This is a genomic window from Azospirillum thermophilum (genome assembly GCF_003130795.1).
Lineage (GTDB): Bacteria > Pseudomonadota > Alphaproteobacteria > Azospirillales > Azospirillaceae > Azospirillum > Azospirillum thermophilum.
Genome location: NZ_CP029354.1, coordinates 333,264 through 357,906, shown reverse-complemented (window position 1 = coordinate 357,906; position 24,643 = coordinate 333,264). Strand labels below are relative to the sequence as shown.

The window sequence follows — 24,643 nt, the reverse complement described above, 5'->3', positions numbered from 1 at the left end:
ATCGCCCGGCGGGAACAGGAGAAGATTGGCGCAGCGACAGGCTGCCTCAGTCGACGGCCGTCCGCCGGATCCTGGGATTGCACCGGGCCGGCCGCCATTCCTCCCTTCCGGTGGCGGAGACCGGCCGGCAAGCGGCGCGGCTGCCGTCCACCATGGGGAGACCTTTGCAGGTTGCCGCCGACGCCGGGAGCGTGTGCCGCTCCGGAAGGGAACGAGCACGGGACTCGGCATCGCCGGCCATGGATTCGGCGCCATGAACTTTATGATCACGTCCAGGAAACAAAGATCTCCCATTCAAGAAATTTCTGCAAAACACCGTACTTTTGTAGGACGCCACATCGGAGCAAGGCACCGTCATTTGCTATCGGCTCCCTATGACGAAGCCGCCACTACGTCATAGGGGACGGCCCCATCTCGTGACCTTCGGAGTATTTGATATAAACTCCAGACAATCATATCCTTGTGTGCACCCCGGCCCCCGCTCAGGGAGAGCGACTTGACGACGATCAAAACCCGGCTCCTGGTTGCTCTCGGCGCATTGAGCCTTCTTCTGCTGGCCATCTCCGCGACGGGATGGGTTTCATTGATGAGATCCAATGAGGGGATCGAGGGCATCTTTCATGACCGCATCGTTCCTTTGCGCGATCTGAAGGTCGCTTCGGACATGTATGCCGTCAACATCGTGGACACCGCACACAAGGTGCGCAGCGGCGCCCTGGGCTGGGAGCAGGGCGGGCAGGCGATCGATCAGGCGGTCGGCGAGATCAGGACGCGCTGGTCGGCCTACATGGACACCTACATGGACGACGAGGAGAAGCGGCAGGCGGGCGAGGCGAGGCAGCGCATGGAGCAGGCCGCCGCCGCGATCTCGGCACTGCGTGCCTTGCTGGCCGCCGGGGACCGCGACGGGCTCGACCGCTTCGTGACGGCCTCGCTCTATCCGGCGATCGATCCGGTCACCGAGGCCATCGGGCGGCTGGTGGACATCCAGATCGAGGGCGCCTCCGCGATCTATGGGGAGGGCCAGGAGACCTATCGCTGGTCCCGTCTGCTGCTCGGGTTCTGCGTCCTGCTGGGGATGGCCTCGATCGTCTTCGCTCTGGTCACCACGCTCGGCCGCGTCATCCGGCCGCTCGGCGGCATCGCCACGCTGATGGAGCGGCTGGCAAGGGGCGACCTCGACATCCTGGTGGCCGGCACCGGCCAGCGGGACGAGGTGGGATCGCTGGCGCGCTCCCTGGAGGTGTTCAAGAACGCCGCCATCACCAATCGCGCCCTCGAGGAGGAGAAGCAGTCCGAGCAGGCCCGCAAGGAAACCCGCCAGAAGCAGATCGAGCAGCACATCGCCGCCTTCGAACGCTCCGTCACCATGGTGCTGGGCAGCGTCTCCTCCGCCTCGGCCCAACTCACCGATACCGCCCGGACGATGGCGGTGCTGGCCGACCGGACCAACACGCAGGCCGGGCAGTCGGCCAGGGCGGCGGAACAGACCAGCGCCAACGTGCAGACCGTGGCGGCGGCCACCGAGGAGATGGCCGCCTCGATCCAGGAGATCGGCCGGCAGGTCGCCAGCTCGACCAGCATCGCCTCCACCGCCGCGACCCAGGCGCAGCGGACCATCCTGTCGGTCCACGGCCTCGCCGAGGCGGCGGAGCGCATCGGCGAGGTGGTGCGGCTGATCCAGGACATCGCCAGCCAGACCAACCTGCTGGCGCTGAACGCCACCATCGAGGCGGCGCGCGCCGGCGAGGCCGGCAAGGGCTTCGCCGTGGTGGCGTCCGAGGTGAAGACGCTGGCCGCCCAGACCGGCCGCGCCACCGAGGAGATCGCCGGCCAGATCGCCGCGGTGCAGGCGGCCACCCAGGGAACGGTCGAGGCCATCGACGGCATCGTCGGCACCATCGCCTCGATCAACGAGATCGCCTCGGCCATCGCCGCCGCCATCGAGGAGCAGAACGCCACCACCGGCGAGATCACCCGCAACGTCCAGCAGGCCGCCCAGGGAACGGAGATGGTCACCGGCAGCATCGTGCAGGTGAACGAGGCCGCCAGCCAGACCGGCACCGCCGCCACCCAGGTCCTTGGTGCGTCGCAGGAGGTGTCGGCGCAGTCGGACAGCCTGCGCCGGGAGGTGGAGACCTTCCTCTCCTTCATCCGCGCCGCCTGACGGCCGGCGCTTCCCGTTCCCCGGCGGAGGCCGCAGCGGAACCGCTGCAGCAGTCCGGTGTTGACGGAAGGTTGTCCGTCAAACCAGGAAGAGTTGCGCCATGGATGTTCCGCTGAAGGATCCGACCCCCGGGCAGCCGCGGCCGGAGGGGAAATCGCCAGCCGGGAAGACGTCGCGCCGGGACATCGACGCTCTGGGGCACTGGTTCCACAACCTGCATCTGCCCGACGGCCGGCAGACCTGCCCGGACCACCATTTCGGCGATTTCCCGGGTTGGAAGTGGCGCCAGTTCCGCGACCGGATCCCGGAGGATCTGTCCGGCTGGACGGCCCTCGACATCGGCTGCAACGCCGGCTTCTACAGCCTGGAGCTGGCCAAGCGCGGCGCGCGGGTGACGGCGATCGACATGAACTCCATGTATCTGGACCAGGCCCGCTGGGCGGCCGGCCAGTTCGGGCTGGAGGACCGCATCCGCTTCCGCCAGTGTCAGGTCTACGACCTCGCCCGCTGGACGGAGCGCTTCGACCTCGTCCTCTTCATGGGGGTGTTCTACCACCTGCGCTATCCGCTGCTCGGCCTCGACCTCGTGGCGGAGAAGGTGGGCCGCATGCTGGTCTTCCAGTCCCTGCGCATGCCGGGCGAGGCGGTGTCGCAGGCCTCGCGCGGCGACACCGACTTCCAGAACATGGACCTCATCGGACAGCCCGGCTGGCCACGCCTGTCCTTCATCGAGGGCTCCTTCTGCAAGGACCACACGAACTGGTGGATTCCCGACCACGCGGCGGTGCTGGCGATGCTGCGCTCGGCCGGCATGACGCCGACCGTGCAGGCCGCGCCGGACATCTACCTGTGCGAGCCCGACCGCGTCACCCCGCGCTCCACCCTGCTGGGTGAGGAGCTGCGCGCCGCGACCGGGCGGTCCGCCCCGTAGCACAGCTCCCCGTGGCACCGCTCCACGCGGCACCGCTCAGCGCAGGGACAGCAGCGCCGGGCGGCGCCCGGAGCCGCCGGGGGTGACGGTCACGGTGCAGGTCATCCCGGCCACCAGCCGCACCCCCTCCGGTACCTGATCCAGCCGGATGCGCACGGGAATGCGCTGGGCCAGCCGGACCCAGGTGAAGGTCGGGTTCACGTCGGCCAGCAGTTCGTCGCCGGTACGGTTCTCGCGGTCGGCGATGGCGCGGCTGACGCCCTCGACATGGCCGGCGATCGCCTGCCGGCCGCCGAGCAGCTCGACCGTGACCGGATCGCCCTCGTGGATCGCCGGGATCTTCGTCTCCTCGAAATAGCCGCTGACCCAGAAGGAGGTCCGGTCGATCACCGCCAGCATCGGCTTGCCCGCCGTCGCATAGTCGCCGGCATTGACCGACAGGTTGGTCACATAGCCGTCGACCGGCGCCTTCACCTCCGTCCGCTCCAGGTTCAGCCGCGCCACGTCGCGGGCGGCGAGCGCCTGGTCGTAGGCGCCCCGCGCCATGGCGGCGCCGGCCTCCATCCGCTCGCGCTCCTCGGCCGAGGCGAAACGGCCGAGCTGCTCGCGCCGCTCCGCCTGGGAGCGCTGGGACATCCAGTCGCTGCGCCGCGAGTCCGCCTGGGCCTCCGCCTGGACCAGCGCCAGCCGGTAGCGCTCCTGGTCGATGGTGAACAGAACCTCCCCCCTGGCGACCTGCTGGTTGTCGCGCGCCCGCACCTCGACCACCACGCCCGACACGTCGGGGGCGATGGTCACCACGTCGGCGCGCACCCGGGCGTCGCGCGTCCAGGGCTCCAGCATGTAATGCTGCCAGAGCGCCCAGCCGAGCACGGCGGCGAGCGCCACCGCAGCCAGCGTGACCAGGACGCGCAGGGCGGGAAGGATCATTGGCATAGGGTCACCACGCTCACGAGGCTGACGAAGAGGGCCGTGTCGAACAGCGGCCGGTGCCAGACCAGCCGGTAGGCGTTCAGCCGCACCAGCAGGGCCTGCAGCAGCGCATAGAGGACGGCGGCCTCCAGCACATGCAGGGCGAAGGGGGCGACGGTGACGCCGGCGATCTCGATGCTGCGCATGGAGCCTCCCCCGTTTCGCGCCGCGGTTTCCCGGACTTCGTTAACGGCCGCGGCGGGTGAAGGCTCCCGGCTGGCCGGCCAGGCTTTCGCCGATCAGCCTTGCGGAGGCGATGGCCTCCACCACCGGCCCGCCGCCGCCGAGCGCCGCGAACAGCCGCTCCTCGGTCCGCCGCGCCGCCTCGGCCGCTGCGGCCGGCGCGGTGCCGGGCGGGGCGGAGAGCTGCGCCGACAGGGCCGACAGCAGCGCGCGCACCGCCCCCGCCGGGCCGTCGGGAAGCTGCGGCAGAAGCCGGCGCAGCCGCGCCATCTCCAGCCCGACGGTCAGCGCCGCCAGCCCGCCGCGCAGCAGCCCCTCCACCTCGGCCGGCGGGGCGCCGGTCAGCAGCAGGTTGATGCGGTCGTACATGCGATGCTCGAACCGCCGCCGCCGCGGCAGCACCGGATCGGCGGCCAGCCGGCGCAGCTCGCGGATCATGCCGTCGATCAGCCGGTCGACGATCCTGCGCCGGTCGCTGGGGAAGATCACCGCATAGGCGGTCACCGCGATGGCCATGCCGGTGAACAGCGCCATGGCGTTGTTGAGGAAGGCGGCGGGGTCGTAGCCCATCGCGTTCCTCGGCGCGGTCAGCGAGATGAAGAAGATGCCGAAGGCGGTGCCGCGCCCGACCATGCGCGGGTTCACCATCGCCAGACCCGCCCCGAACAGGAAGGGGAACAGGGCCGCCGCCAGCAGCGGAAAGCCCGACAGGTGCGGCAGCACCAGGAAGCTGACGCAGAAGGCGGCGAGCGCCGCCGGGGCGGCCCCCTTGATGAACTCCCGGCTGACCGCCACGGGGTTGTCGCGCGAGGCGAACAGGCTGCACAGCACGCCGACGATGACCACCGCGGTGAGCCCGTTCGGCCAGGCCGTGACGATCCAGATCGCGCAGATCATCAGCAGCGCGATGGCGGCGCGCAACCCGTTGACCGCGGCGCGGCGGTAGTCGACGTGCAGCGCCGGCCCGCTGCGCACCGCCCCGGCCGCCGGCAGCCGCCCCCGCGGCGAGACGATCTCGCGATGGGTGGCGATGCAGTCCCGCAGGTCCGCCACCATCGTCCACAGCCGGCCGAGCACCACCGCATGGAAGGCGACGTCGATCCCGCTCGCCCGGTCCGGCGTCACCGTGCTCTTCAGATGCGCGTCGATCAGCTCCGCCCCCTCGGCCAGCTCGCGGTCGAGCCGGTCGGGATCGTCGAGCGCGCGCGGATCGGCGGCCAGACGCTCCAGCACCCCGGCCACCCGGTCGACCACCGGGGCGAGATCGGCCAGCAGCCGGTCGGCATGGTCCGTCTCCAGCCGCTCCATGTGGTCGTGGACCGCCAGGGCCGAGGACAGCACCGACAGCAGGCCGCCGATGAAGTGGCGGACCTGCGGCGTGCGGCGGCGCAGCTCCGGCGCCTCGAAGGCGCTGAGGTCGGTCATGTCCTCCAGCGCCAGGGCCTCGCCGATCAGGCGGCGGCGCGCCTCCCGCACCTCCGTTCCGGCCCCGCGCAGCACCCGCGCCGCGTAGCCCGCCACCCCCGGCAGGGCGGAGCGCAGGCGGGCCGGCAGGGCGGTCCGGACATACTGCGGGAAGACGATCCGGTTGACCGCCGAGGCGACGAGGATGCCCAGGATGATCTCCGTCGCCCGCGCCACCGCGAGGTCGAAGGCGAGCGACGGGGTCTGCGCCGCCGGGAAGCCGATGATCAGCGCCGTGTATCCCGCCAGCACGAAGCCGTAGGAGCGGTTGGAGCGCAGCACCGTCGCCCCGGCGGCGCAGACGCCGAGCCACAGGGCGATGGCCGGAATGAACAGCTCCGGGATCTGGGCGGCCAGCCCGACCAGCGTCAGCGCCGCCGCCGACCCGGCCAGCGTGCCGAGGATGCGGTAGACACCCTTGGAGATCAGCATGCCGGCCAGCGGCTGGGAGACGATGTAGACCGTCATCATCGCCCATTCCGGCTGCTCCAGCTGCAGGCGGAAGGCGATGAACAGGGCGAGCAGCCCGGCGAAGGCCGTCTTCAGCGAGAACAGCAGGTCGCGCCGCGCCGGCAGCCGCGCGTCGAGCCGCGCCACGATCCGCCCGATGGCCGTTGCCGCTCCCATGTCGTCCCCCGCCCCCTGTCATGCCTGCCGGGGACAGCACCCCCGGGGAGGACAACAGGGCCGGGGGCCGGATGGATCAGGCGACCGCCGCCCGCACGCGCTCCGGCCAGTCGGCCGGGTCAAGCCCCTTCTGGCTGAGGAAGCCGTAGAGCCAGCGGTCGAGACCGAAGCCCATGCAGGCGCTCTCCGCCAGCCCGCCGTCGGCAAGACGCGTGTTGTAGATGGCGGTGTAATAGTCGCGGTGCAGGTTGAAGGAGGACACGGCGAGCGGCTCCGGCCGCTGCGGCAGATGGACCAGCAGCTCGTACTTCACCTCGCCCATGCGCTGGTACACCGCCTTGTCGCGGCTGGCGTCGAGGAAGAAGGGGTCGTTCGCCAGCTCCAGCGTCGCCTCCAGATCCAGCTCGCGGCAGAACGCGAAGGCGCGCTCCATCACCTCGCCGCGCAGCCGCTCCACATCCTCCCGCGCCCCGAAGAACACGATGTCGCGTACCGTGAAGTCCCAGCCGCGCGCCAGCGGGCGGAAGTTGTTGGCCTCATAGCGGAAGACGTGGTTCTGCATGGTCAGCGTGCGCACCTCGCCCGGCGCCAGCACGCGGTCGCGCTGCTGCACGTAGCAGGGCAGGCACACCCCCGGCGTCAGCACATGCTGCGGCGGGTCGAGCAGGCCGTCCAGCCGCGGCAGCCCGTGCAGGGCCGGCTGCTTCGACTCCGCCGCCACCGCCTCCAGCACCGGCAGGCTGTCCGGCAGATGGCAGCAGAAGGTGACGTGCTGCGGGAAATGGCCGAAATAGCCCATCTCGGCCAGCAGCGCGTTGGGGATCATGACGGGATAGTGGTTGTCCTCCGCGCCGAAGCCGTCGGCGATCGCCTTCACCTCGCGCTCGAAGAAGCGGAACAGCGCCAGCATCCGGCCGCGCAGGCCGGTCAGCCCCTCCCCCAGGATCTGCAGGTCGCCGCAGGCGCGCAGCTCCTCGTCGATCGGGCCGGGGACCAGCCGCTCCGCCCGGTTCTCCTTCAGCACCTTGCGGTTGACGAAGCGCAGCGTGCGGCGCATGCCGGCGACGAAGCGCTCGACCTCCGGCACCGCCTGCGCGCCGGTCAGCTCCACCGTCAGCAGGCCGGTGGCGGGGTCGAAGGCGGCGTCGCGCACCTCCTCCCCCACGCTGCGCAGCCCGTCGAGGATGGCCCGCACCCCCGCCTCGCCCAGCCGGCCGAGGTCGAAGCTGCGGCGGACCGTCCCGTCCTCGACCGCGCTCATGGCGCCGCCTCCTGGTAGACGTAGCGGGCGATGGCGCCTTCGAGGATCTGCGAGGTGCCCTCGATGATCTCCATGATGCGGGCGTCGCGGTAATGGCGCTCCAGCGGGAAGTCGGGACCGCAGCCGTTGGCGCCGTGGATCTGCAGCGCGTCGTTCGCCACCCTGTTGACCATCCTGGACGCCAGGTATTTCGCCATCGCCCCCTCCTTCACCGCCGAGGGGTCGCGCCGGCCGCGGGCGACGCCGGCATGCCAGCAGGTGAGGCGGGCGGCATGGATGTCCGTCGCCATGCCGGTGATCATGCGCTGGACGAGCTGGTGGTCGCCGATCGGCGCGTTGAACTGGCGCCGGCTGCGCGCATAGGCGACCGAGGCGTCCAGGCAGGCCTGCGCCAGCCCGACGCAGCCCCAGGCGAGGTTGTAGCGCCCGGCATCCAGCCCCGCCGCCGCGACGTGGGTGACGCCGAATCCCGGCTTGCCGAGAAGCCGGTCGCCCGGCACGCGGCAGCGGTCGAGGTGCAGCTTGGCCAGCATGTAGCCGCGGCAGCCCAGCAGCCCGCGGATCGGCTCGATCGTCAGGCCCGGCGTGTCGCGCGGCAGGATGAAGGCGGCCGGCCCCTCGTCCGACCCGGTGATCAGCACGAACAGGTCGGCCGACTGGCCGCAGGTGATCCAGCACTTGGTGCCGGTGATCACATAGTCCGATCCTTCGCGCACCGCCCGCGTCTCGACGGCGCCGGCCTGGCTGCCGACGTTCGGCTCGGTGATGGCGATGGCGGCCAGCAACTCGCCGGAGGTCAGGCGCGGCAGCCAGGCCTCCTTCTGCTCGCGGGTTCCCCAGCGGGCGATGGGAAAGCCGCCCATGTGGTGGACGTTGACCAGCCCCTGGGCCGAGGCGCTCGCCATGCCCAGCGCCTCGTGCATCAGGCCGTGGCGGACGGCGTCGGCCGCCGGGTCGTCGCCGGCCGTGCCGCCATAGGCCGCGGGGAAGCCGCTGGCGAAGACGCCCGCCTCGCGCAGGGAGGCGATCACCTCGGCCGGGATGCGCTCCTCACGGTCGATGCGCTGCGCGTGCGGGGCGATCTCCCGCATCGCGAAGTCGCGCAACTCCTCCCGCTGGGCGCGGAAGTCTTCCAGCAACAGCATGGCTGCGGTCCCCCTTCTGCCGGTCCGCTCAGGCCGCCCGGGCGGTCTTGCGCTCGACCAGGGCGGCGACGGCGGCGACGCTGCGGAAATTGTCGAGCTCCAGATCCTCGGCCTCCACCGTGATGCCGAACTCGCGCTCGACGAAATCGACGAGCTGCATCGCGAAGAGCGAGGTCGCGAAGCCGGAGGCGAAGATGTCCTCGTCCACCGGCACGTCGTCGCGCTGGAAGGCGCGGGCCATGAAATCGACGATCTTCCGGATGTGGGTGCTGTTGGCCATGGTGTCCTTTTCCTGGCTGGAAGGGGAGAGGCTGCCTTGCGGCCCGGCGGGCGCCGGCCGGTCAGTCCTCGCGGTAGCGGTGGAAGCCTTCGCCGCTCTTGCGGCCGAGCAGCCCGGCATAGACCTTCTGCTTCAGCAGCGGGCAGGGCCGGTACTTGCTGTCGTTGAATTCGAGGTAGAGCGTGTCGAGCGACAGCAGCACGGTGTCGAGCCCGATCAGGTCCGCCGTCGCCAGCGGCCCCATCTTGTGGCCGAAGCAGGTCTGGAACAGCCGGTCGACGTCCGGGACGCTCGCCACCCCCTCGTGAACCAGGAACATCGCCTCGTTCACCATCAGCATCATCACGCGGTTGGTGACGAAGCCGGGGGAGTCGTTGACGGCGATCGACTGCTTGCCGGCCTCCTCCACCAGGGTGCGGGCCGCCTGCATCGCCGCCTCGCTGCTGTGCACGGCGCGGATGATCTCGACCATCGGCATGACCGGCACCGGGTTCATGAAGTGCATGCCGACCACGCGCTCCGGATGGCGCCCGACCCCGGCGATGCGGGTGATCGGGATGGCCGAGGTGTTGGCGGCGAGCGGCGTGCCGGGCGACAGGATGCGGTCGAGCGACTGGTGCAGCTCCCGCTTCATCTCCCAGTTCTCGGTGATGTTCTCCACGACGAAGTCGCAGGACGCGAGCCTCTCCAGGTCGGTCGTGAAGTCGATGCGCGGCAGCACCTCGCCCGGCGGCGGCAGGTCCTTCTGCAGGAAGGCGAAGAGACGCGCGTTCTTCGCGATCCAGCCGCGCGCGGTGTCGAGCTGTTCCGGCCGCCGGTCGACCAGCACCACCTCGTGGCCGGACTGGGCGAACAGATGCCCGACGCCCGATCCGATGACGCCCGCGCCAACCACGCCGACCTTCCTGAATGTCTTCGCTGTCATGCCCTTCGATGCCTCTCGACTGGTCGATTGATCCGTCGCTTGCGCCTGCTCACTCTCCGCCGCCGGCCGGGCGCCGCAGGTCGGCGATGGCCGCCAGCAGCTCCTCCACCAGCCCCTCGACCGGCCGCATGCCGTCGAGCACGAGGTCGGCCGCCGCCCGTGCCGCCCGGTCGGCGGCGAGATAGGCCTCCCGCCCGGCGGCGAGGAAGGCGCGGAGCTGCCCCTCCACCTCGCCCAGCACGGCGGCGTCGCCGATCTCCGGCCGCTCGCCGAGCAGCCGCAGGGTGCGGCGGGCGAGCGCCACGTCGGGCGGCACGTCGAGGTGGACGGCGAAGTCGATCAGCGTGCCGACCTCGGTGCGGGAGCGGCCGAACGGCTCCTCCAGGATCACGAACTCGGCGGGACCGACCGGGCTGCGGTCGTGCGGCCGCTCGATCCAGCCGCCGTCGATCAGCCGCTGCAGGTCGCTGGCGAGCTGCGGCGTCGCCACCCGGTCGGGATCGCCGCCGGCCTCCAGCCAGGCGGTGATCTCGCCGATGTCGTTGCCGAGCGTGATGTAATGGTCGAAATGCAGCCGCGCCGTGTCGCCCAGCCGCCCGGCCGCCGCCTCGATCAGGCTGGTCTTGCCGGCGCCGGACGGGCCGCTGACCGCCACCACCAGGGTCTTGCGCGTCGCCATCGCGATCCTCCCTCACGCACCCAGCCGCGGCATGTCGAACTCCTCGACGAAGAGGCCGAAGGTCAGCACGATCATCAGCAGGTCCTCCTCGTTGGCGCCGGCCAGCGTGAAATCGGGCTCGCGGTAGCGGGCCTTCAGCGCCTCCACCATTCCGACATCGAAATAGCCGTGGCGGCGCACGGTGCCGGGCGACAGCAGCTCCTCCACCCAGGGCACCCCGGCGCGCAGCAGTTGCGGGCTGCCCGGCGCGGCGAAGGCGTACTTCTCGCGCTCCACGATGCCCTGCGGCAACAGCAGGCGGGCGGCCTGCTTCAGGATGTACTTCTCGGTGAAGCCGTTCAGCTTCAGCTCCGGCGGCATGCGGGCCGCCAGATCCGCCACCTCGACGTCGAGGAAGGGGAAGCGCCCCTCCACCGAGTTGCCGAGCAGCATGCGGTCGCCGTGGTCCCCGACGAGGTGGTCGCCCAGCCGCAGCTTGAGGTCCAGATAGGCCCGCTGGTGCAGCGGGTGACGGCCGCGCAGCATCGCCGGATCGATCAGGCCGAACCGCGCGAACTCGAAATCGGCGAAGCCCGCGGCGATGTCCGGCGCGTAGAGCCCGCGGCGCACGGACTCATGGTCGGCCAGATGCTTCTCGTAGAAGACCGTCTCGTCGCCCCACAGCGCGCGGCGCAGTGCCGCCTCCCGCCCCTGCGGCGGAACCATGGGGCCGCGGGCGCGGCGGAAGGCGTCGTAGCGGTAGCCGATATATCCGGCGAACAGCTCGTCGGCCCCCTCCCCGCTCAGCACCACCGGCACGCCGGCCGCCCGCGCCGCGGCCGACAGCGCCAGCGAGGCGGTGTTGTAGGATTCCTTGATCGGGCACTCGCAATGGCGGATCACCGCGCGCAGCCGTCCCTCGATCCCCGCGTCGTCCAGCTCGATCTCATGGTGGCGGCTGCCGAGATGGCGGGCCATCAGCCGCTGATGCTCGCGCTCGTCGAGCAGCCGGTCGGCGAAGGCGATGGAGAAGGTCTCGATCGCCTCGGCCCCGCACTGCCGCATCAGGGCGGCGACCAGCGAGGAATCGAGCCCGCCGCTGAGATAGGCGCCGACCGGCACGTCGGCCTGCAGCCGTCGCCGCACCGCCTCGCGCAGGCGATGGGTCAGCTCCTCGCGGATCTCCTCCTCGCTGCGCGGATCGGCGGGGGAGGCCTCGGCCGGATAGACCAGATCCCAGTAGCGCCGGCTGCGCACCCCGTCCCCGTCGACCGTCAGGGCATGGCCGGGCGGCAGGCTCTCGATGCCGGCGAACATCGTGCGCGGGCTGACCAGCCCCGGCAGGGCGATCACCTGGTCCAGCCCCGTCAGGTCCACCCGCCGCTCGACGCCGGGATGGGCGAGGATGGCCTTGACCTCGGAGCCGAACAGGAAGGTGCCGCCGGCCACCGTGTAGAACAGCGGCGCCACCCCGAACTGGTCGCGCGCCAGGAACAGCCGGTCGCGCCGGGTGTCGAGGATGGCGAAGGCGAACTGGCCGTTCAGCCGGTCCAGCATCGCCTCCCCCTCCTCCTCGTAGAGGTGCAGCAGCACCTCGACGTCGGTGCGGGTGCGGAAGCGGTGCCCCTTGGCGGCCAGCTCCTCGCGCAGGGCGCGGTAATTGTAGATCTCGCCGTTGCAGACCAGCCAGAGCGTGCCGTCCTCGTTGGACAGCGGCTGATGGCCGGTGTCGAGGTCGATGATGCTGAGCCGGCGGAAGCCCAGCGCCGCCCGGTCGAACAGCGCCACCCCGGAATCGTCGGGGCCGCGGTGGAGGATGGTGCGGGTCATCGCCTCCACCACCGTCCGGGAGACCGGCTCCCCGCCCGTAATCCGGAAGACCCCGCAGATGCCGCACAAAGCCGTGAACCCTGGAATTGACCGTGACGATGGTGGAAGGAGGCCGCCGGGCGGACCCGGCCTCAGGAGGGCGCGATGCTCTGCCAGTCGCCCGGCCGGACCAGCGGCGCCCTGCGGTCCAGCCACTCCGGCGTGACGGCGCCGAGAATCGGCCGCAGGTCCTTCAGCCCGCTGCCGGTGGCAAGGCAGACGACGCGCTGGTTCCGCTCGAACAGGCCGGCCCGCGCCAGCCTGCGGAAGGCCGCGACCGCGGCGCCGCCCGACGGCTCGACGAACAGCCCGAAGCGGGCGGCGGCCTCGCCGACACCGGCGACGATCGCCTCGTCGTCGACCTCCACCGCCAGCCCGTCCGACTCCGCGAGCGCCTGCAGGGCGGCGGTGCCGTCGCGCGGGCGGTCGACCGTGATGCTGTCGGCGACGGTGGTCTCCGCCGCATCCGGCGGCGGCAGCAGCGGATGGGCGCCATGCGCCCGCGCGATGGCCGGGGAGGCGGCGGACTGGGCGGCGACGAGGCGCGGCGTACGGGCGATCAGGCCCAGCGCCGCCAGCTCGCGGAAGCCCTTCCACACCGCGCTCAGGATGTTGCCGTCGCCCGTCGGCACGATGACCCAGTCCGGCGCCTGCCAGCCGAGCTGCTCGGCGATCTCCAGCGCCACCGTCTTCTTGCCCTCGCGGGTGAAGGGGTTGAGGCCGGTGCTGCGGTTGAACAGGCCGAGCCTCTCCGACGCCGTCTCGACCAGGGCGAAGGCGTCGTCATAGCTGCCGGCGACCCGGTAGACGGTCGCGCCATAGGCCAGGATCTGCGCCAGCTTCGCCTGCGGCACCGTCTGCGGCACCAGGATCACCGCCGTCAGCCCGGCCGACGCCGCGATGCAGGCGAGCGAGGCGGCGGCGTTGCCGGTGGAGGCGACGACCACCCGCTCCACCCCCCGGGCGGCGGCGACCGCCACCACCACCTCGCTCGCCCGGTCCTTCAGCGAGCCGCTGGGGTTGCGCGTCTCGTCCTTCAGGTGGAGCCGGACGCCCTCCACCTCGCCGCAATCGATCAGCGGCGTCCAGCCGACCTGCAGCCGGCTGGCATGGCGCGCCCCGACCGGCAGCAGCGGGGCGTAGCGCCACAGCGACCGCTCCCCCGCCGCGACGGCGGCGAGCAGCGCCGCGCGCCGCGCCGGATCGAGCGGATAGCGCACGGCCAAGTTCTCCCGCCGGCCGCAGTCGCAGACCGCCGCGCCGGCCGGCAGCGGCTGCGGACGCCCGCAGGCGACGCAGTCGGCTCGGTCGGTGGTCAGGCGGCAGGGCTCGGCCATGATGCTCCGGCGGATACGGGGGGCGGTTTCGGGTCGGGAAGGACGGACGGGGCGGGATCAGGGGGCGGCGAAGAAGCCGGGGATGGCGATGCCGCGCCCCTCGTCCACCGCCCTGGAATGGATGAAGCGGGCCACCGCCAGATCCAGCACGCCGAGCCCGAAGGGCGAGAACAGCCGCACCCGGCCGGCATCGGGCCGGACCCGCCCGGTCAGCAGGTCGGCGATGGTGCCGGCGATGAAGCCGCGGCCGCCGGTCTGCTGCTCGGCCAGATGGACCGAGGTCTGCGCCTTCAGGCAATGCTCGACGTCGTCCACCACGTTCTGGCCCGACAGGATCACCGGCACGCCGAGGTCGCGCAGCGAGACGTGCAGCACCGTCTGCTCCGCCGTGAACAGCGCCGGGTCGTCGAGATAGGGCCTGGGCGCGGTGGTGGCGAACAGCACCAGATCGGCGCCGCGCACCGCCTGCTCCACCGTCGCGGCGGTCTCCGCCTGCTGGCCGCGGGCGCGCAGCCGGTCGCGGAAGGCTTCCGCCCGCTCCGCCACCAGATCGGCCAGGCGGAAGCCGCCGACGTCCCAGCCGGTCTCCAGCAGATAGTCCACATGGGTGGCGGCGATCGGCCCGGCGCCGACGATGGCGACGGTGCGCGCCCGCTTGCCGCCGTGCAGCAGCTCGGCCGCCAGCACGGCGGAGGCCGCGGTGCGCGCGGCGCTGATGTGCGAGCCTTCCAGGCAGGCATAGGGGAAGCCGGTCGCCATGTCGTTCAGCACGACCACCGCCGAGGCCCGCGCCAGCCCGCGCCCGTGATTCTCGGGAAAGCTGGAGATCCACTTGATGCCGGCGACGTCCTGCCCGTCCTGCAGCCGGGCGGGCAGCGCGATGATGCGGGCGCTCGGCCGGTCGGGGAAGCGCAGGAAGTAGCTGTCGGGGTTGATGGTGCGTCCGGCATGGTGGGCCAGATAGGCCTCGCGCACCAGCGACACCACCTCGGCCCGGCTGGACGCCAGGATGTCGGCGATCGCGTCGGCGCCGACCACGTCGAACCGCTGTTCGGGGCCGCTCATCATGCACCTTCCTCATGGACCCGTTCGCGCACCGCCTCGCGCCGCACCGCGGGCGGCGGCGCGGACCGCAGCCGGCCCGGCTTCGGCGGGGAATGGCGGGCGATGATGCTGCCGAGCGGTTCGCACGGCGCCACCGGCGTGCTGTCGGACAGGACGGCCGGGTTCACCCCGTAGGAGGCCTTCACCCAGTCCGGCGAGAAGATCGTCTCGAGATACTTGTCGCCGAGGTCGGGGGAGACGGCGACGATCGTGCTGCCGGCGTCGAAGCTCTCGGCGTCCGCCGCCACCGCCGCCAGCACCGACCCGGTCGAGCCGCCGAGCAGCAGCCCGTGGCGCCGCGCCAGCTTGTGGCACATGCGGATGGTGTCGACCTCCGGGACGTAGACGATGCGGTCGAGCCCGGCGGGGTCGGCCAGCTCCGGCCGGCGGCTGGTGCCGATGCCGGGGATGAGGCGGCGGCCGGCCCGCGTCTCGTCGAAGGTGACGGAACCCTCGGGCTCCACCGCGATGATCCTCGTCTCGGGCGACAGCTCGGCGAAGCGCCGCGTCAGCCCCATCAGCGTGCCGGTGGTGCCGGAGCCGACGTAGAGATGCGTGACCTTCGGCACCTCGTTCAGGATCTCCAGCGCCGTCCAGTCGGCGTGGGCCTGCAGATTGGCCGGGTTGGCGTACTGGTTCAGCCAGACATAGTCCGGATTCTCCGCCAGCAGGCCGCGGATATGCTCGATCCGGCTCGCCAGATAGCCGCCCTGCGGATCCTTGTGCTCCACGATCACGACCTTGCCGCCATAGGCCTCGATCGAGCGGCGGTTGGTCGGCGAGATGTTGGGATCGCTGATGCAGATGAAGGCATAGCCGCGCAGCGCGCAGACCAGGGCGAGCGCGATGCCGAGGTTCCCGGAGGAGGATTCGATCACGGTGGAGCGGCAGGGCTCCAGCACCCCGCGGCGTTCCAGCTCGTTGATCATGAACAGGGCGGGCTTGATCTTGATCGAGCCGGTGACGTTGTAGCCTTCCAGCTTCAGCAGGAGCTGTCCCCTGCCCGCGATCCCCTGCACGTCGAAGAACAGGTTGTGGAAGATCAGGTCGAGCGGATTGGTCAGAATCGGCATGTCGCCCGAGTCCCTTCCATGATCGTCGTTTTTTCGATCGTCGTTTTTCGGCTGCGATCGCCGCCCGGCCGCGCCGGCCGGAGGTCCGGCGGGCGGCCTGTCCGTGGTCCGCCCGCCGTCCCCGAGCCTCGGCAATCCCGGACCCGCCGGCCTCGCGGCCTTCGGATCCGGGCCGGTCCGGTTACTGGCCGGCGGACAGCGCCGCGGCCTGGGCCTTCTGCTTCTCGACCAGCTTGTGGTCGGCCTTCAGCTTGCCCTTCTCGTCCGACTTGTACTGGGCCTTCAGGCCGGCCTTGTACTGGCCCTTCAGCTTGGCCTTCTCGGCGACCTTGTTCTGCGCCTTGGCGGCGTCCTTCTTGTCCGCCTTGGCCGCAGCCTTGTGCTCGCCCTTGGCCTCGGCCTTCTTCTGGTCGGCCTGCGCCTTGATGTCGGCCTTCGGATCGGTGCTCATTAAACAACCTCCAGTTAGGTTAGTGGACATGATGCACGTTATATACGATAATCGGCAAGGTCAACGGTGTTAGCGGGAAAATCTTTATCTTATTTTCCCTTTTGCGCGCGCCGTCGAATCCTTATCCAGACAAATGAATTCCTATGTCTCCTTTTCAAGGCGACTCATCGCCAAGGAGACACACCATCGTGCCAAGGGCTTTCTCGATATGCCGACAAACAGTCCTGTCGTTTCCAACTAAATTTTATGATATTGAACATCATACGTCCGTGTGTGATTTATCGTTATTACGTCGTATGCGTCCTTTTGAGTCATTCCATAGATAACGCTGCGACGCAATCACAAAGTTTTCTAAGCTCGTTGTTGATTTTTGCGAATTACCGATGAACAATCCTGTCGCGTTCATTCGCACGCGCACATCCAGAAAGTCGGAATCGCACGCTATGGGCCAGGCACAGTCGGATTGGCAGGATGGAACGGTCAAGGTCGTGGTAAACGACGAGGGTCAATACGCTCTGTGGCCGGCTGGCCGCGGCATTCCTTCGGGCTGGACCGACACCGGCAAGTCGGGGCCGAAGGACGACTGTCTCGCCTATATTTCGGAAAACTGGCAGGACATGCGCCCCGCAGCATCCGCTGAGCGGCCTCCGGGCTGGTTCGATCGACGATCTTGACGACAACTTGCGACTCGGCGGACCGGCGCCGTCCGGAAACGACCGGTGTTCGCCATTTCTTGCAAAGGTGTTTGCCTTGAGCAATTGGCCGTCCATCGTATCGCTGCTCCGCGCCCGCGCCGGGGCGGAGCCGCAGCGCACCGCCTACAGCTTCCTGTCGCTCGCCGATGCCCGCGAAACCTGCCTCTCCTACGGCGATCTCGACCTGCGCGCCCGCGCCACCGCCGCGCGTCTGCAGCGCGAGGGAGTCGGCACCGCGCCGGGAGGGGCGCCGGAGTCAACCGTGCTGCTGGTGTTCCCCGCCGGCTTCGACTTCCTGGCGAGCTTCTTCGGCTGCCTGTACGGCGGCGCCGTCGCGGTGCCGGTGCGCTATCCCAACCCGAAACGCCCGCTGACCCACCTGAAGGGCGTCGCCGCCGACTCCGGCGCCACGCTCGGCCTGACGACGGCGGAGCTGCGGCCCGTGGTGGCGGAGCAGCTTCCCGGCATCCGCTGGCTGGTGCCGGAGGAGATCGATCCGGCGGAGGCCGCGGGCTGGACCGATCCGCAGGCCGCGGCAGCGCACGTCGCCTATCTGCAATACACCTCCGGCTCCACCGCCGCGCCCAAGGGCGTGGTGGTCGGGCACGGCCACATCATGGCCAACTCGGCCGACTTCTCGCGCCAGTTCGGCGTCGGGCCGGACAGCCGGACACTCTCCTGGCTGCCGCACTACCACGATCTGGGGCTGGTGTTCGGCTGCCTCCAGCCGGTCTTCGTCGGCTGCGCCGCCTTCCTGATGACGCCGGTGGCCTTCGCCCAGCGGCCGCTGAGCTGGCTGGAGGCGATCACCCGCCACCGCATCACCCACACCGGCGCCCCCAACTTCGCCTATCAGAGCTGCCTCGACATCCCCGAGGCGCAGCGCGCCGGGCTCGACCTGTCCAGCCTGCAGGTCTGCATCAACGGCGCGGAGCCGGTGCGCGCCGACACGGTGGAGGCCTTCACCGCCTCCTTCGCGGCGCAGGGCTTCCCCGCCGCCGCCATGTGCCCCGGCTACGGGCTCGCCGAATGCACGCTGGTGGCGACCGCCTGCGGCCCCGGCAAGCTGCCGACCATCCGCACCGTGCGCCCCGACCGCATGGCCGACGGCGTGTTCGAGCCGGTCGCCGAGGGCGAGCCCGGCCGCCGCCTGGTCGCCTCCGGCGGCACCGACGTGGAGGCGACGATCCTCGTCGTCGACCCGCTGAGCGGCGAGCCCTGCGCCCCCGGCCGCTTCGGCGAGATCTGGATCGCCGGTCCCTCGGTCGCCGGTGGCTACTGGAAGCGGCCGGACCTCTCGGCCCGCAAGTTCGCCGGCCGCCTCGCCGCCCATGGCGGCCGGCCCTTCCTGCGCACCGGCGACCTCGGCGCGATCCACCACGGCGAGGTCTATGTGCTGGGCCGCATGGACGACCTGATCATCATCCGCGGCGCCAACCACAGCGCGGAGGATCTGGAGCTGACGGTGGAGGGCTGCGACCCCGCTCTTCAGCCGGGCGGCGGCGCCGCCTTCACGGTGGAGCTTCAGGGCGAGGCCCGGCTGGTCATCGCCCACGAGGTCCGGCGCAGCGCGCTGCGCGGCCTCGACCCCGACCGGCTGGTGAAGGCGATCCTGCGCACCGTGTCGGAGAACCACGACCTGGAGGTCTCGGCAGTCGTCCTGCTGAAGCCGCGCGGCCTGCCCAAGACCCACAGCGGCAAGAAGCAGCGCCACGCCTGCCGCCGCGACCTGCTGGCCGGCGCCCTGCGCGAGGTCGCCCGCTGGGTGACGCCGAAGCTGAAGGACGCGCTGGCGCCGCCCCAACCCCCGGAGCCCGCCGCCGCGACCCCGGCGGCCCCCTCCTCAACCGACAGCACCGAGAGGCAGAGCATGACGACAGCAGCGGCGGCCACCGCGGACCGGCGGGTGCCGGGCAAGGAAGGCTTCACGGACAAGGTGAAGGACCTTGCCGGCTGGCTGCGCAGCTACGGGGCGGAGCGGCTGAACTCCCGCCTGATGGACGAGCGGCGCTCCATCCCGCCCTATGTCGTGCTCGACCTCGGCAATCGCGGCGTGCTGGGCCTGCAGGCGCCGGTGGAGTATGGCGGGCTCGGGCTCGACAACCGCGAGCTGGCGGTGGCGCTGCAGCAGCTCGCCGCCGTCGACACCACCATCGGCTCCTTCTGCGCCGTCAACAACGCGCTCGGCCTGCGGCCGATCCTGCGCCACGCCACCGCCGAGAAGAAGGCGGAGCTGCTGCCCATCCTGGCGCCGGGCCGCCAGCTCGCCTCCTTCGCGATGACGGAGGCCGACGCCGGCTCGCACGTCCGCAACCTGTCGGCGCTCGGCCGGCCGGACGGCCAGGGCGGCTGGACGCTGTGGGGCACCAAGCTGTGGAGCGGCTCGGCCGGCTGGGCCGGCGTCATCAACACCTTCGTGCGCACCGAGGAGGGCGTCACCGGCTTCGTGCTGCGCCAGGGCTCGCCCGGCCTGCGCGTCGGCCCGGAGGCGCTGACCATGGGCCTGCGCGCCATGGTGCAGAGCGAGGTGCGGCTGGAGGGCGTGCGCGTCGGCCGCGGCGACCTGCTGGGCGGGCTCGGCGACGGCATGACGCCGGCCATCGACACCATGGAGTTCGGCCGCTTCGCCGTCGCGGCGATGAGCCTCGGCGTCATCAAGCGCTGCCTGCAGCTCTCCGCCCGCCACGGCGGCCGTCGCGTCATCGCCACCGGCCGTCTGCTCGACAACCCGGCGACGCTGATGCGCATCAGCGACCTGACCGCCGCCGCCGCCGCCATCGAGGCGCTGGTCTCCACCGTCGCCGACCGGCTGGACCGCAACCTGCCGATCCCGCCCGACCTGTTCTGCGCCTGCAAGAGCGCCGGCCCGGAATATGCCTGGCGGGCCGCCGACCACCTGATGCAGCAGATGGCCGGCCGCGGCTACATCGAGACCAACATCGCCCCGCAGATTTTCCGCGACGCCCGCGTGCTGCGCATCTTCGAGGGGCCGACCGAGCCGATGAACATGCACATCGGCTCCCGCCTGATCCACACGCCGGAGGAGCTGCGCCGCTTCGTCGCCGACGAGCTGGGCGAGCCGGTGCTGGCCGCCGAGATCCAGGTCGCCGCCGCCCGCATCTGGGAGCGCTGCCAGCAGGCCGGCGCGAAGCTGGGCGACCCGTCGGCCGTAAAGCAGTGGGCCTATCTGCAGGCCGGCGAGGTCGCCGTCTACGGCCTGCTGCTGGCTGCGGTGCGTTTCCGCGGACGCCTTCTCGCCGCCGCCGGCACGCCGGACGCCCTGCTGCGCCGGGCGGAGGAGTGGGCGCGCGTCCGCTTCGACCGCCGCCTCGCCAAGGCGCTGTCGGCCACCGCGGCGGAGACCGTGCTGCTCGACAGCCGCGCGGTGGAGGAGCTGGTCGCCGGCTATGAGGAGACCATCGGCGACGTCGAGCAGACGCTGGCCGGGGAGGAGCTGTCGCTCGACCCGCTGATGCGCCGCGCCGCGCCGCCGCCCTTCGGCCCGCCGGCGGTGCCCGACGCGCCGGCCGCCCCGGCCGCACCCGCTCCCGCCGCTGCCGCCGCAGGTGCCGCCACCGCCGTGGCGGATGGCCGGGCGCAGGAGATCGCCGGCTGGCTGAAGGACTGGCTCGCCGGCGAGTTCCAGCGCGACGCCGCCGCCATCGGCGAGGACGACCGCTTCAGCGAGTTCGGCATGGACTCGGTGACGGCCATGATGCTGACCGGTGCGCTGGAGCAGTGGCTGGGGGCCGACCTCAACCCGACGCTGGTGTGGGACCATCCGACGGTCGGCGGCCTCGCCGCCCACCTCGCCACGCTCTCCGGCGGAAGCGGCAGGGCCCCGGCGGGCGACGCGGTGCGCAGCGAGCTGTCGCTGCTCGCCCAGATCGACGAGATGTCGGAGGAGGAGCTGGCCTCCCTCGTCGCGCAATATTCGGACGCCGAGTAAGCGATGGACCGCGACACCTCCTCCCCGGGCGAGGCCAAGGGCTTCTCCAAGGACGACGCCAAGGCCGCCCTCAAGGAGCATCTCCTGCAGAATCCCGCCCTGCTGGAACAGGCGATGGGCGGCGGGCGCGAGGCGCTGAAACAGCGGCTGAAGGACCTGCTGCGCAACCGCATGGGCAGCACCGGCGGCTGGTTCCCGCTGTCGCACGGGCAGGAGGCGCTGTGGTTCCTCTGGCGGCTGGCGCCGCAGGGCCACGCCTACAGCATGGCGCTGCCGGTGGGGGTGCGCGGCCCCCTCGACGTGGCGGCGCTGACCCGCGCCCTGCAGGCGCTGCACGACCGCCACCCCTGCCTGCGCAGCGAGTTCCGCGAGGAGAACGGCCGCACCGAGCAGCGGGCGGTCGCGTACTACCGCCTCTCCCTCGACCCCATCGACGCGTCGGACTGGAGCGGGGATCGCCTGGAGCAGGCCGTGCGGGAGGAGGCGCAGCGCCCCTTCGACCTGAAACGCTCCGCCGCGGCGCGGGTGACCCTGTGGCGCCGCGGTCCGCAGGAGCATGTGCTGTGCCTGACCGTCCACCACATCGTCGGCGACCTGTGGTCGCTGATCGTGCTGATGGACGAGCTGCGCACCGTCTATGCGGCGGAGGCGGCCGGGCGGCCCTGGTCGCTGCCCGCCCTGTCGCTCGGCTACGAGGACTATGTCCGCTGGGAACGGCGGATGGTGGAGGGCGAAACGGCGGAGCGCCAGTGGCTCTACTGGCGGGAGCGCATGGCGGGGGAGCTGCCGGTGCTCGACCTGCCGGCCGACCATCCGCGCCCGCCGATGCAGAGCTTCCGCGGCGCCACCGTCACCCGGCGCATCGACTCGGAGCTGGTGCGGGCGCTGGAGGGGCTGGCGCAGTCGGCCAACGCCTCGCTCTACATGGTGCTGCTGTCGGCCTACATGGTGCTGCTGCACCGCTACAGCGGCCAGGACGATCTGGTGGTCGGCAGCCCGACCGCCGGACGCGGCCAGCCGGGCCTGCCGGACCTGTTCGGCGACTTCATCAACATGGTGCCGCTGCGCGCCGACCTTTCCGGCAATCCCGCCTTCACCGACCTGCTGGCCCAGGTGCGCGGCACGGTCATCGGGGCGCTCAACAACGGCGACCTGCCCTTCTCGCTGCTGGTCGACCGGCTGCAGCCGGCGCGCGACCTCAGCCGCTCGCCGATCTTCCAGACCAGCTTCGTCCTCCAGAAGTTCCATCGCTACGAGGAGCTTCAGCGCACCCTGCTGTCCTCCCCCGACGAGCCGGAGGTGCCCTTCGCCGACCTGGCGCTGCGGCCATGGCCGCTCGCCCAGCAGGACGGCCAGTTCGACCTGAACCTGGAGATGAAGAAGGACGATGCCGGCCGGCTGGCCGGCGCCTGGAAATACGCCGCCGACCTGTTCGAGCCGGACACCGTCGACCGCATGGCCGCCAGCTTCGAGACGCTGCTGCGCCAGATCGTCGCCGACCCCGCCCGGCCGGTGGACGAGCTGTCGCTGCTGACCGCGGAGGACGCGGCGCGCACCATCGCCGGCGGCTGCGGCCCCACGGTGGCCCCGCCGCCCGAACCCTCCATCCTCGCCCTGTTCGAGGCGCAGGCGGCGGTCCGCGGCGACGCAGTCGCGGTGAACTGCGGTGAGCTGTCCGTCACCTATGCCGAGCTTGCCCGCCGGGTGGAGCGGCTTGCCCGCGCGCTGGCCGCCGAGAGGGTGGCGAAGGAGACGCTGGTCGCGGTGATGATGCCGCGCGGCATCGACTTCGTGACCGCGCTCCTCGCCGTCACCAAGGCCGGCGGCGCCTTCCTGCCGGTCGATCCCCGCCATCCCTTCCCGCGCACCGCCCGCGTGCTGGAGACCAGCGGCGCGCCGCTGGTGCTGACCAGTGCCGGGCTGAAGACGGCGGTGGAGACCGCGCTGGAGGACATCCCCGCCGGCACCCGGCCGCGCGTGCTGGCCTTCGAGGCGCTGGCCGCCGCGGACGCCGCCGCCCTGGGCTCCGCCGTGCTGCCGCCCTCTCCCGGCGGCGCGGACCTCGCCTACGTCATGTACACCTCCGGCTCGACCGGCCAGCCCAAGGGCGTGATGGTCGAGCATCGCGGCATGGTCAACCATGTGCTGGGCAAGCTGGAGGACCTGGAGTTCGGCCCCGGCGACTGCCTCGCCCAGAACGCGCCGCAGTCCTTCGACGTGGTGGTGTGGCAGTGCCTCGCCCCGCTGGCGGTCGGCGGCCGCGTCGCCGTCATCCCGGACGAGCAGGCCGAGGATCCCGCCGCCCTGGTCACCGAGGTGGCGAGGCGCGGCGTCACCGCGTTGCAGATCGTTCCCGCCATGATGCGCGCGGTGATCGAGGAGGCGGAGCTCCACGACTGCGGCCCGCCGGACCTCGGCGCGCTGCGCTGGATGGTGCCGACCGGCGAGGCGCTGCCGGCCGAGCTGTGCCGCCGCTGGTTCGACCTCTACCCGTCGATCCCCGTCCTGAACACCTACGGCTCGACCGAATGCTCGGACGACCAGTGCCATTACCGGATGGAGCGGCTGCTGCCGGCCGACGCGGTCCTGCCGGTGGTGACCATCGGCAGCCCGATCCGCAACATGACCGCCCATGTGCTGGACCGCAGCCTGTCCCCCGTCCCGCCGGGGGTGGTGGGCGAGCTCTACATCGGCGGAATCGGCGTCGGGCGCGGCTATCGCGGCGATCCGGCGCGCACCGCCGCCAGCTTCGTCCCCGACCCCTTCAGCCCGGTGCCGGGGGCGCGGCTCTACAAGACGCGCGACATGGCGCGGCGGCGGGCGGACGGGCTGATCGACTTCCTCGGCCGCGTCGACCACATGATCAAGCTGCGCGGCCTGCGCATCGAGCCCGGCGAGATCGAGGTGGCGCTCTGCCGCCATCCCGCCATCGCCCAGGCCAGCGTCCAGGCCCGCCCGCACCCCGCGGGCGAGCGGCGGCTGGTCGCCTATCTCGTCCTCTCCGGCCCGCAGCCGGAGGAGGAGGAACTGCGCCGCTTCCTGGCCGGCCATCTGCCGCAGCCGATGATCCCCGCCTGCTTCGTCGTGCTGCCGGCCATGCCGCTGACCGCCAACGGCAAGCTGGACCAGAAGCGGCTGCCCGCCCCCGACTGGCAGGCGGCCGGCGAGGAGCGCTTCGTCGCCCCGCGCACCCCCGCGGAGGAGACGATCGCCGCCATCTGGGCGGAGGTGCTGGGGCTGGAGCGGGTCGGCGTGGCGGAGGACTTCTTCGCCATCGGCGGCGATTCCATCCGCAGCATCCAGATCGCCGCCCGCTGCCAGCGGGCCGGGCTGGCGGTGAAGCCGCACGACCTGTTCCAGCACCGCACCGTCGCCGCCCTCGCCGACAAGGCGGCGCAGAGCGGCCCGGCCGCCCCGCCGCCGCCGCGCGACCTGCTCGACGACACCGTCCTGCAGGTCGCGGCCGAGCATCTGAAGCAGGCGGTGGCCATGGTGCGGTTCGACGACTGACGCGCCCGCCCCGTTCCAGACTCCTGCCGAAAAAGACGTCCC

18 protein-coding genes are annotated in these 24,643 nt (G+C 71.4%); 5 read left to right on the top strand and 13 right to left on the bottom strand.

Translation table 11 applies throughout. The features are described from left to right. Positions 1-460: 460 nt before the first annotated feature. Positions 461-2,167 (top strand): methyl-accepting chemotaxis protein, encoded by a 1,707-nt coding sequence (locus DEW08_RS19825; RefSeq protein ID WP_109330517.1) that lies wholly within the window; start codon positions 461-463, stop codon positions 2,165-2,167. A gap of 100 nt (positions 2,168-2,267) precedes the next feature. After that, positions 2,268-3,098 (top strand): TIGR04290 family methyltransferase, encoded by an 831-nt coding sequence (locus DEW08_RS19820; RefSeq protein WP_109330515.1) that lies wholly within the window; start codon positions 2,268-2,270, stop codon positions 3,096-3,098. Positions 3,099-3,134: 36 nt separating this feature from the next. Here DEW08_RS19820 and DEW08_RS19815 read toward each other — a convergent pair whose 3' ends face one another. The 13 genes from DEW08_RS19815 to DEW08_RS30795 form a co-directional block, all read right to left on the bottom strand. Then, positions 3,135-4,028 carry an efflux RND transporter periplasmic adaptor subunit gene (locus tag DEW08_RS19815; RefSeq protein WP_211107238.1) on the bottom strand — a complete coding sequence of 298 codons (894 nt, stop codon included), beginning with the start codon at positions 4,026-4,028 and terminating at the stop codon, positions 3,135-3,137. Further along, entirely contained in the window at positions 4,025-4,216 is a 192-nt protein-coding gene (locus DEW08_RS19810) for a DUF1656 domain-containing protein (protein WP_109330511.1), read from the bottom strand. The genes DEW08_RS19815 and DEW08_RS19810 overlap by 4 nt, the downstream gene beginning before the upstream one ends. Positions 4,217-4,256: 40 nt before the next feature. After that, complete coding sequence (locus DEW08_RS19805) at positions 4,257-6,344, bottom strand: FUSC family protein (RefSeq protein ID WP_109330509.1); 2,088 nt, start codon at positions 6,342-6,344, stop codon at positions 4,257-4,259. A gap of 76 nt (positions 6,345-6,420) precedes the next feature. Continuing rightward, a complete protein-coding gene (locus DEW08_RS19800) occupies positions 6,421-7,605 on the bottom strand; it encodes a class-II aminoacyl-tRNA synthetase family protein (protein ID WP_109330507.1) in 1,185 nt (394 codons plus the stop codon). Then, a complete protein-coding gene (locus DEW08_RS19795) occupies positions 7,602-8,750 on the bottom strand; it encodes an acyl-CoA dehydrogenase family protein (RefSeq protein WP_109330505.1) in 1,149 nt (382 codons plus the stop codon). Before DEW08_RS19795 ends, DEW08_RS19800 begins: the two co-directional genes overlap by 4 nt. A gap of 28 nt (positions 8,751-8,778) precedes the next feature. Next, positions 8,779-9,030, bottom strand: coding sequence for an acyl carrier protein (locus DEW08_RS19790; RefSeq protein ID WP_109330503.1), 252 nt, complete (start codon positions 9,028-9,030; stop codon positions 8,779-8,781). 61 nt (positions 9,031-9,091) lie between these two features. Next, complete coding sequence (locus DEW08_RS19785; protein WP_281262060.1) at positions 9,092-9,925, bottom strand: 3-hydroxyacyl-CoA dehydrogenase family protein; 834 nt, start codon at positions 9,923-9,925, stop codon at positions 9,092-9,094. A gap of 79 nt (positions 9,926-10,004) precedes the next feature. Next, entirely contained in the window at positions 10,005-10,634 is a 630-nt protein-coding gene (locus tag DEW08_RS19780; protein WP_109330499.1) for a nucleoside/nucleotide kinase family protein, read from the bottom strand. 12 nt (positions 10,635-10,646) lie between these two features. Further along, the gene (gene asnB, locus DEW08_RS19775) at positions 10,647-12,512 is read right to left on the bottom strand and encodes an asparagine synthase (glutamine-hydrolyzing) (protein ID WP_109330497.1); all 1,866 of its coding nucleotides are present in this window, start codon (positions 12,510-12,512) and stop codon (positions 10,647-10,649) included. A 62-nt stretch (positions 12,513-12,574) separates the two neighbouring features. Beyond that, positions 12,575-13,819 (bottom strand): threonine synthase, encoded by a 1,245-nt coding sequence (gene thrC / locus DEW08_RS19770; RefSeq protein WP_109330495.1) that lies wholly within the window; start codon positions 13,817-13,819, stop codon positions 12,575-12,577. 57 nt (positions 13,820-13,876) lie between these two features. Continuing rightward, positions 13,877-14,887: a 2,3-diaminopropionate biosynthesis protein SbnB gene (gene sbnB, locus DEW08_RS19765; RefSeq protein ID WP_109330493.1), complete on the bottom strand. Its 1,011-nt coding sequence runs from the start codon at positions 14,885-14,887 to the stop codon at positions 13,877-13,879. Continuing rightward, a complete protein-coding gene (gene sbnA, locus DEW08_RS19760; RefSeq protein WP_109330491.1) occupies positions 14,884-15,996 on the bottom strand; it encodes a 2,3-diaminopropionate biosynthesis protein SbnA in 1,113 nt (370 codons plus the stop codon). The genes sbnB and sbnA overlap by 4 nt, the downstream gene beginning before the upstream one ends. Positions 15,997-16,177: 181 nt before the next feature. Beyond that, positions 16,178-16,447 (bottom strand): hypothetical protein, encoded by a 270-nt coding sequence (locus DEW08_RS30795; protein WP_146214733.1) that lies wholly within the window; start codon positions 16,445-16,447, stop codon positions 16,178-16,180. Positions 16,448-16,830: 383 nt separating this feature from the next. Between DEW08_RS30795 and DEW08_RS19750 the strand changes: the two genes are divergently transcribed. From DEW08_RS19750 to DEW08_RS19740, 3 genes are all read left to right on the top strand, one after another. Next, complete coding sequence (locus DEW08_RS19750; RefSeq protein ID WP_245986693.1) at positions 16,831-17,121, top strand: MbtH family protein; 291 nt, start codon at positions 16,831-16,833, stop codon at positions 17,119-17,121. Positions 17,122-17,197: 76 nt separating this feature from the next. After that, a complete protein-coding gene (locus tag DEW08_RS19745; protein ID WP_146214732.1) occupies positions 17,198-21,091 on the top strand; it encodes an AMP-binding protein in 3,894 nt (1,297 codons plus the stop codon). Between the two features lie 3 nt (positions 21,092-21,094). Beyond that, positions 21,095-24,601 carry a non-ribosomal peptide synthetase gene (locus DEW08_RS19740; RefSeq protein ID WP_109330485.1) on the top strand — a complete coding sequence of 1,169 codons (3,507 nt, stop codon included), beginning with the start codon at positions 21,095-21,097 and terminating at the stop codon, positions 24,599-24,601. Positions 24,602-24,643: the final 42 nt, after the last annotated feature.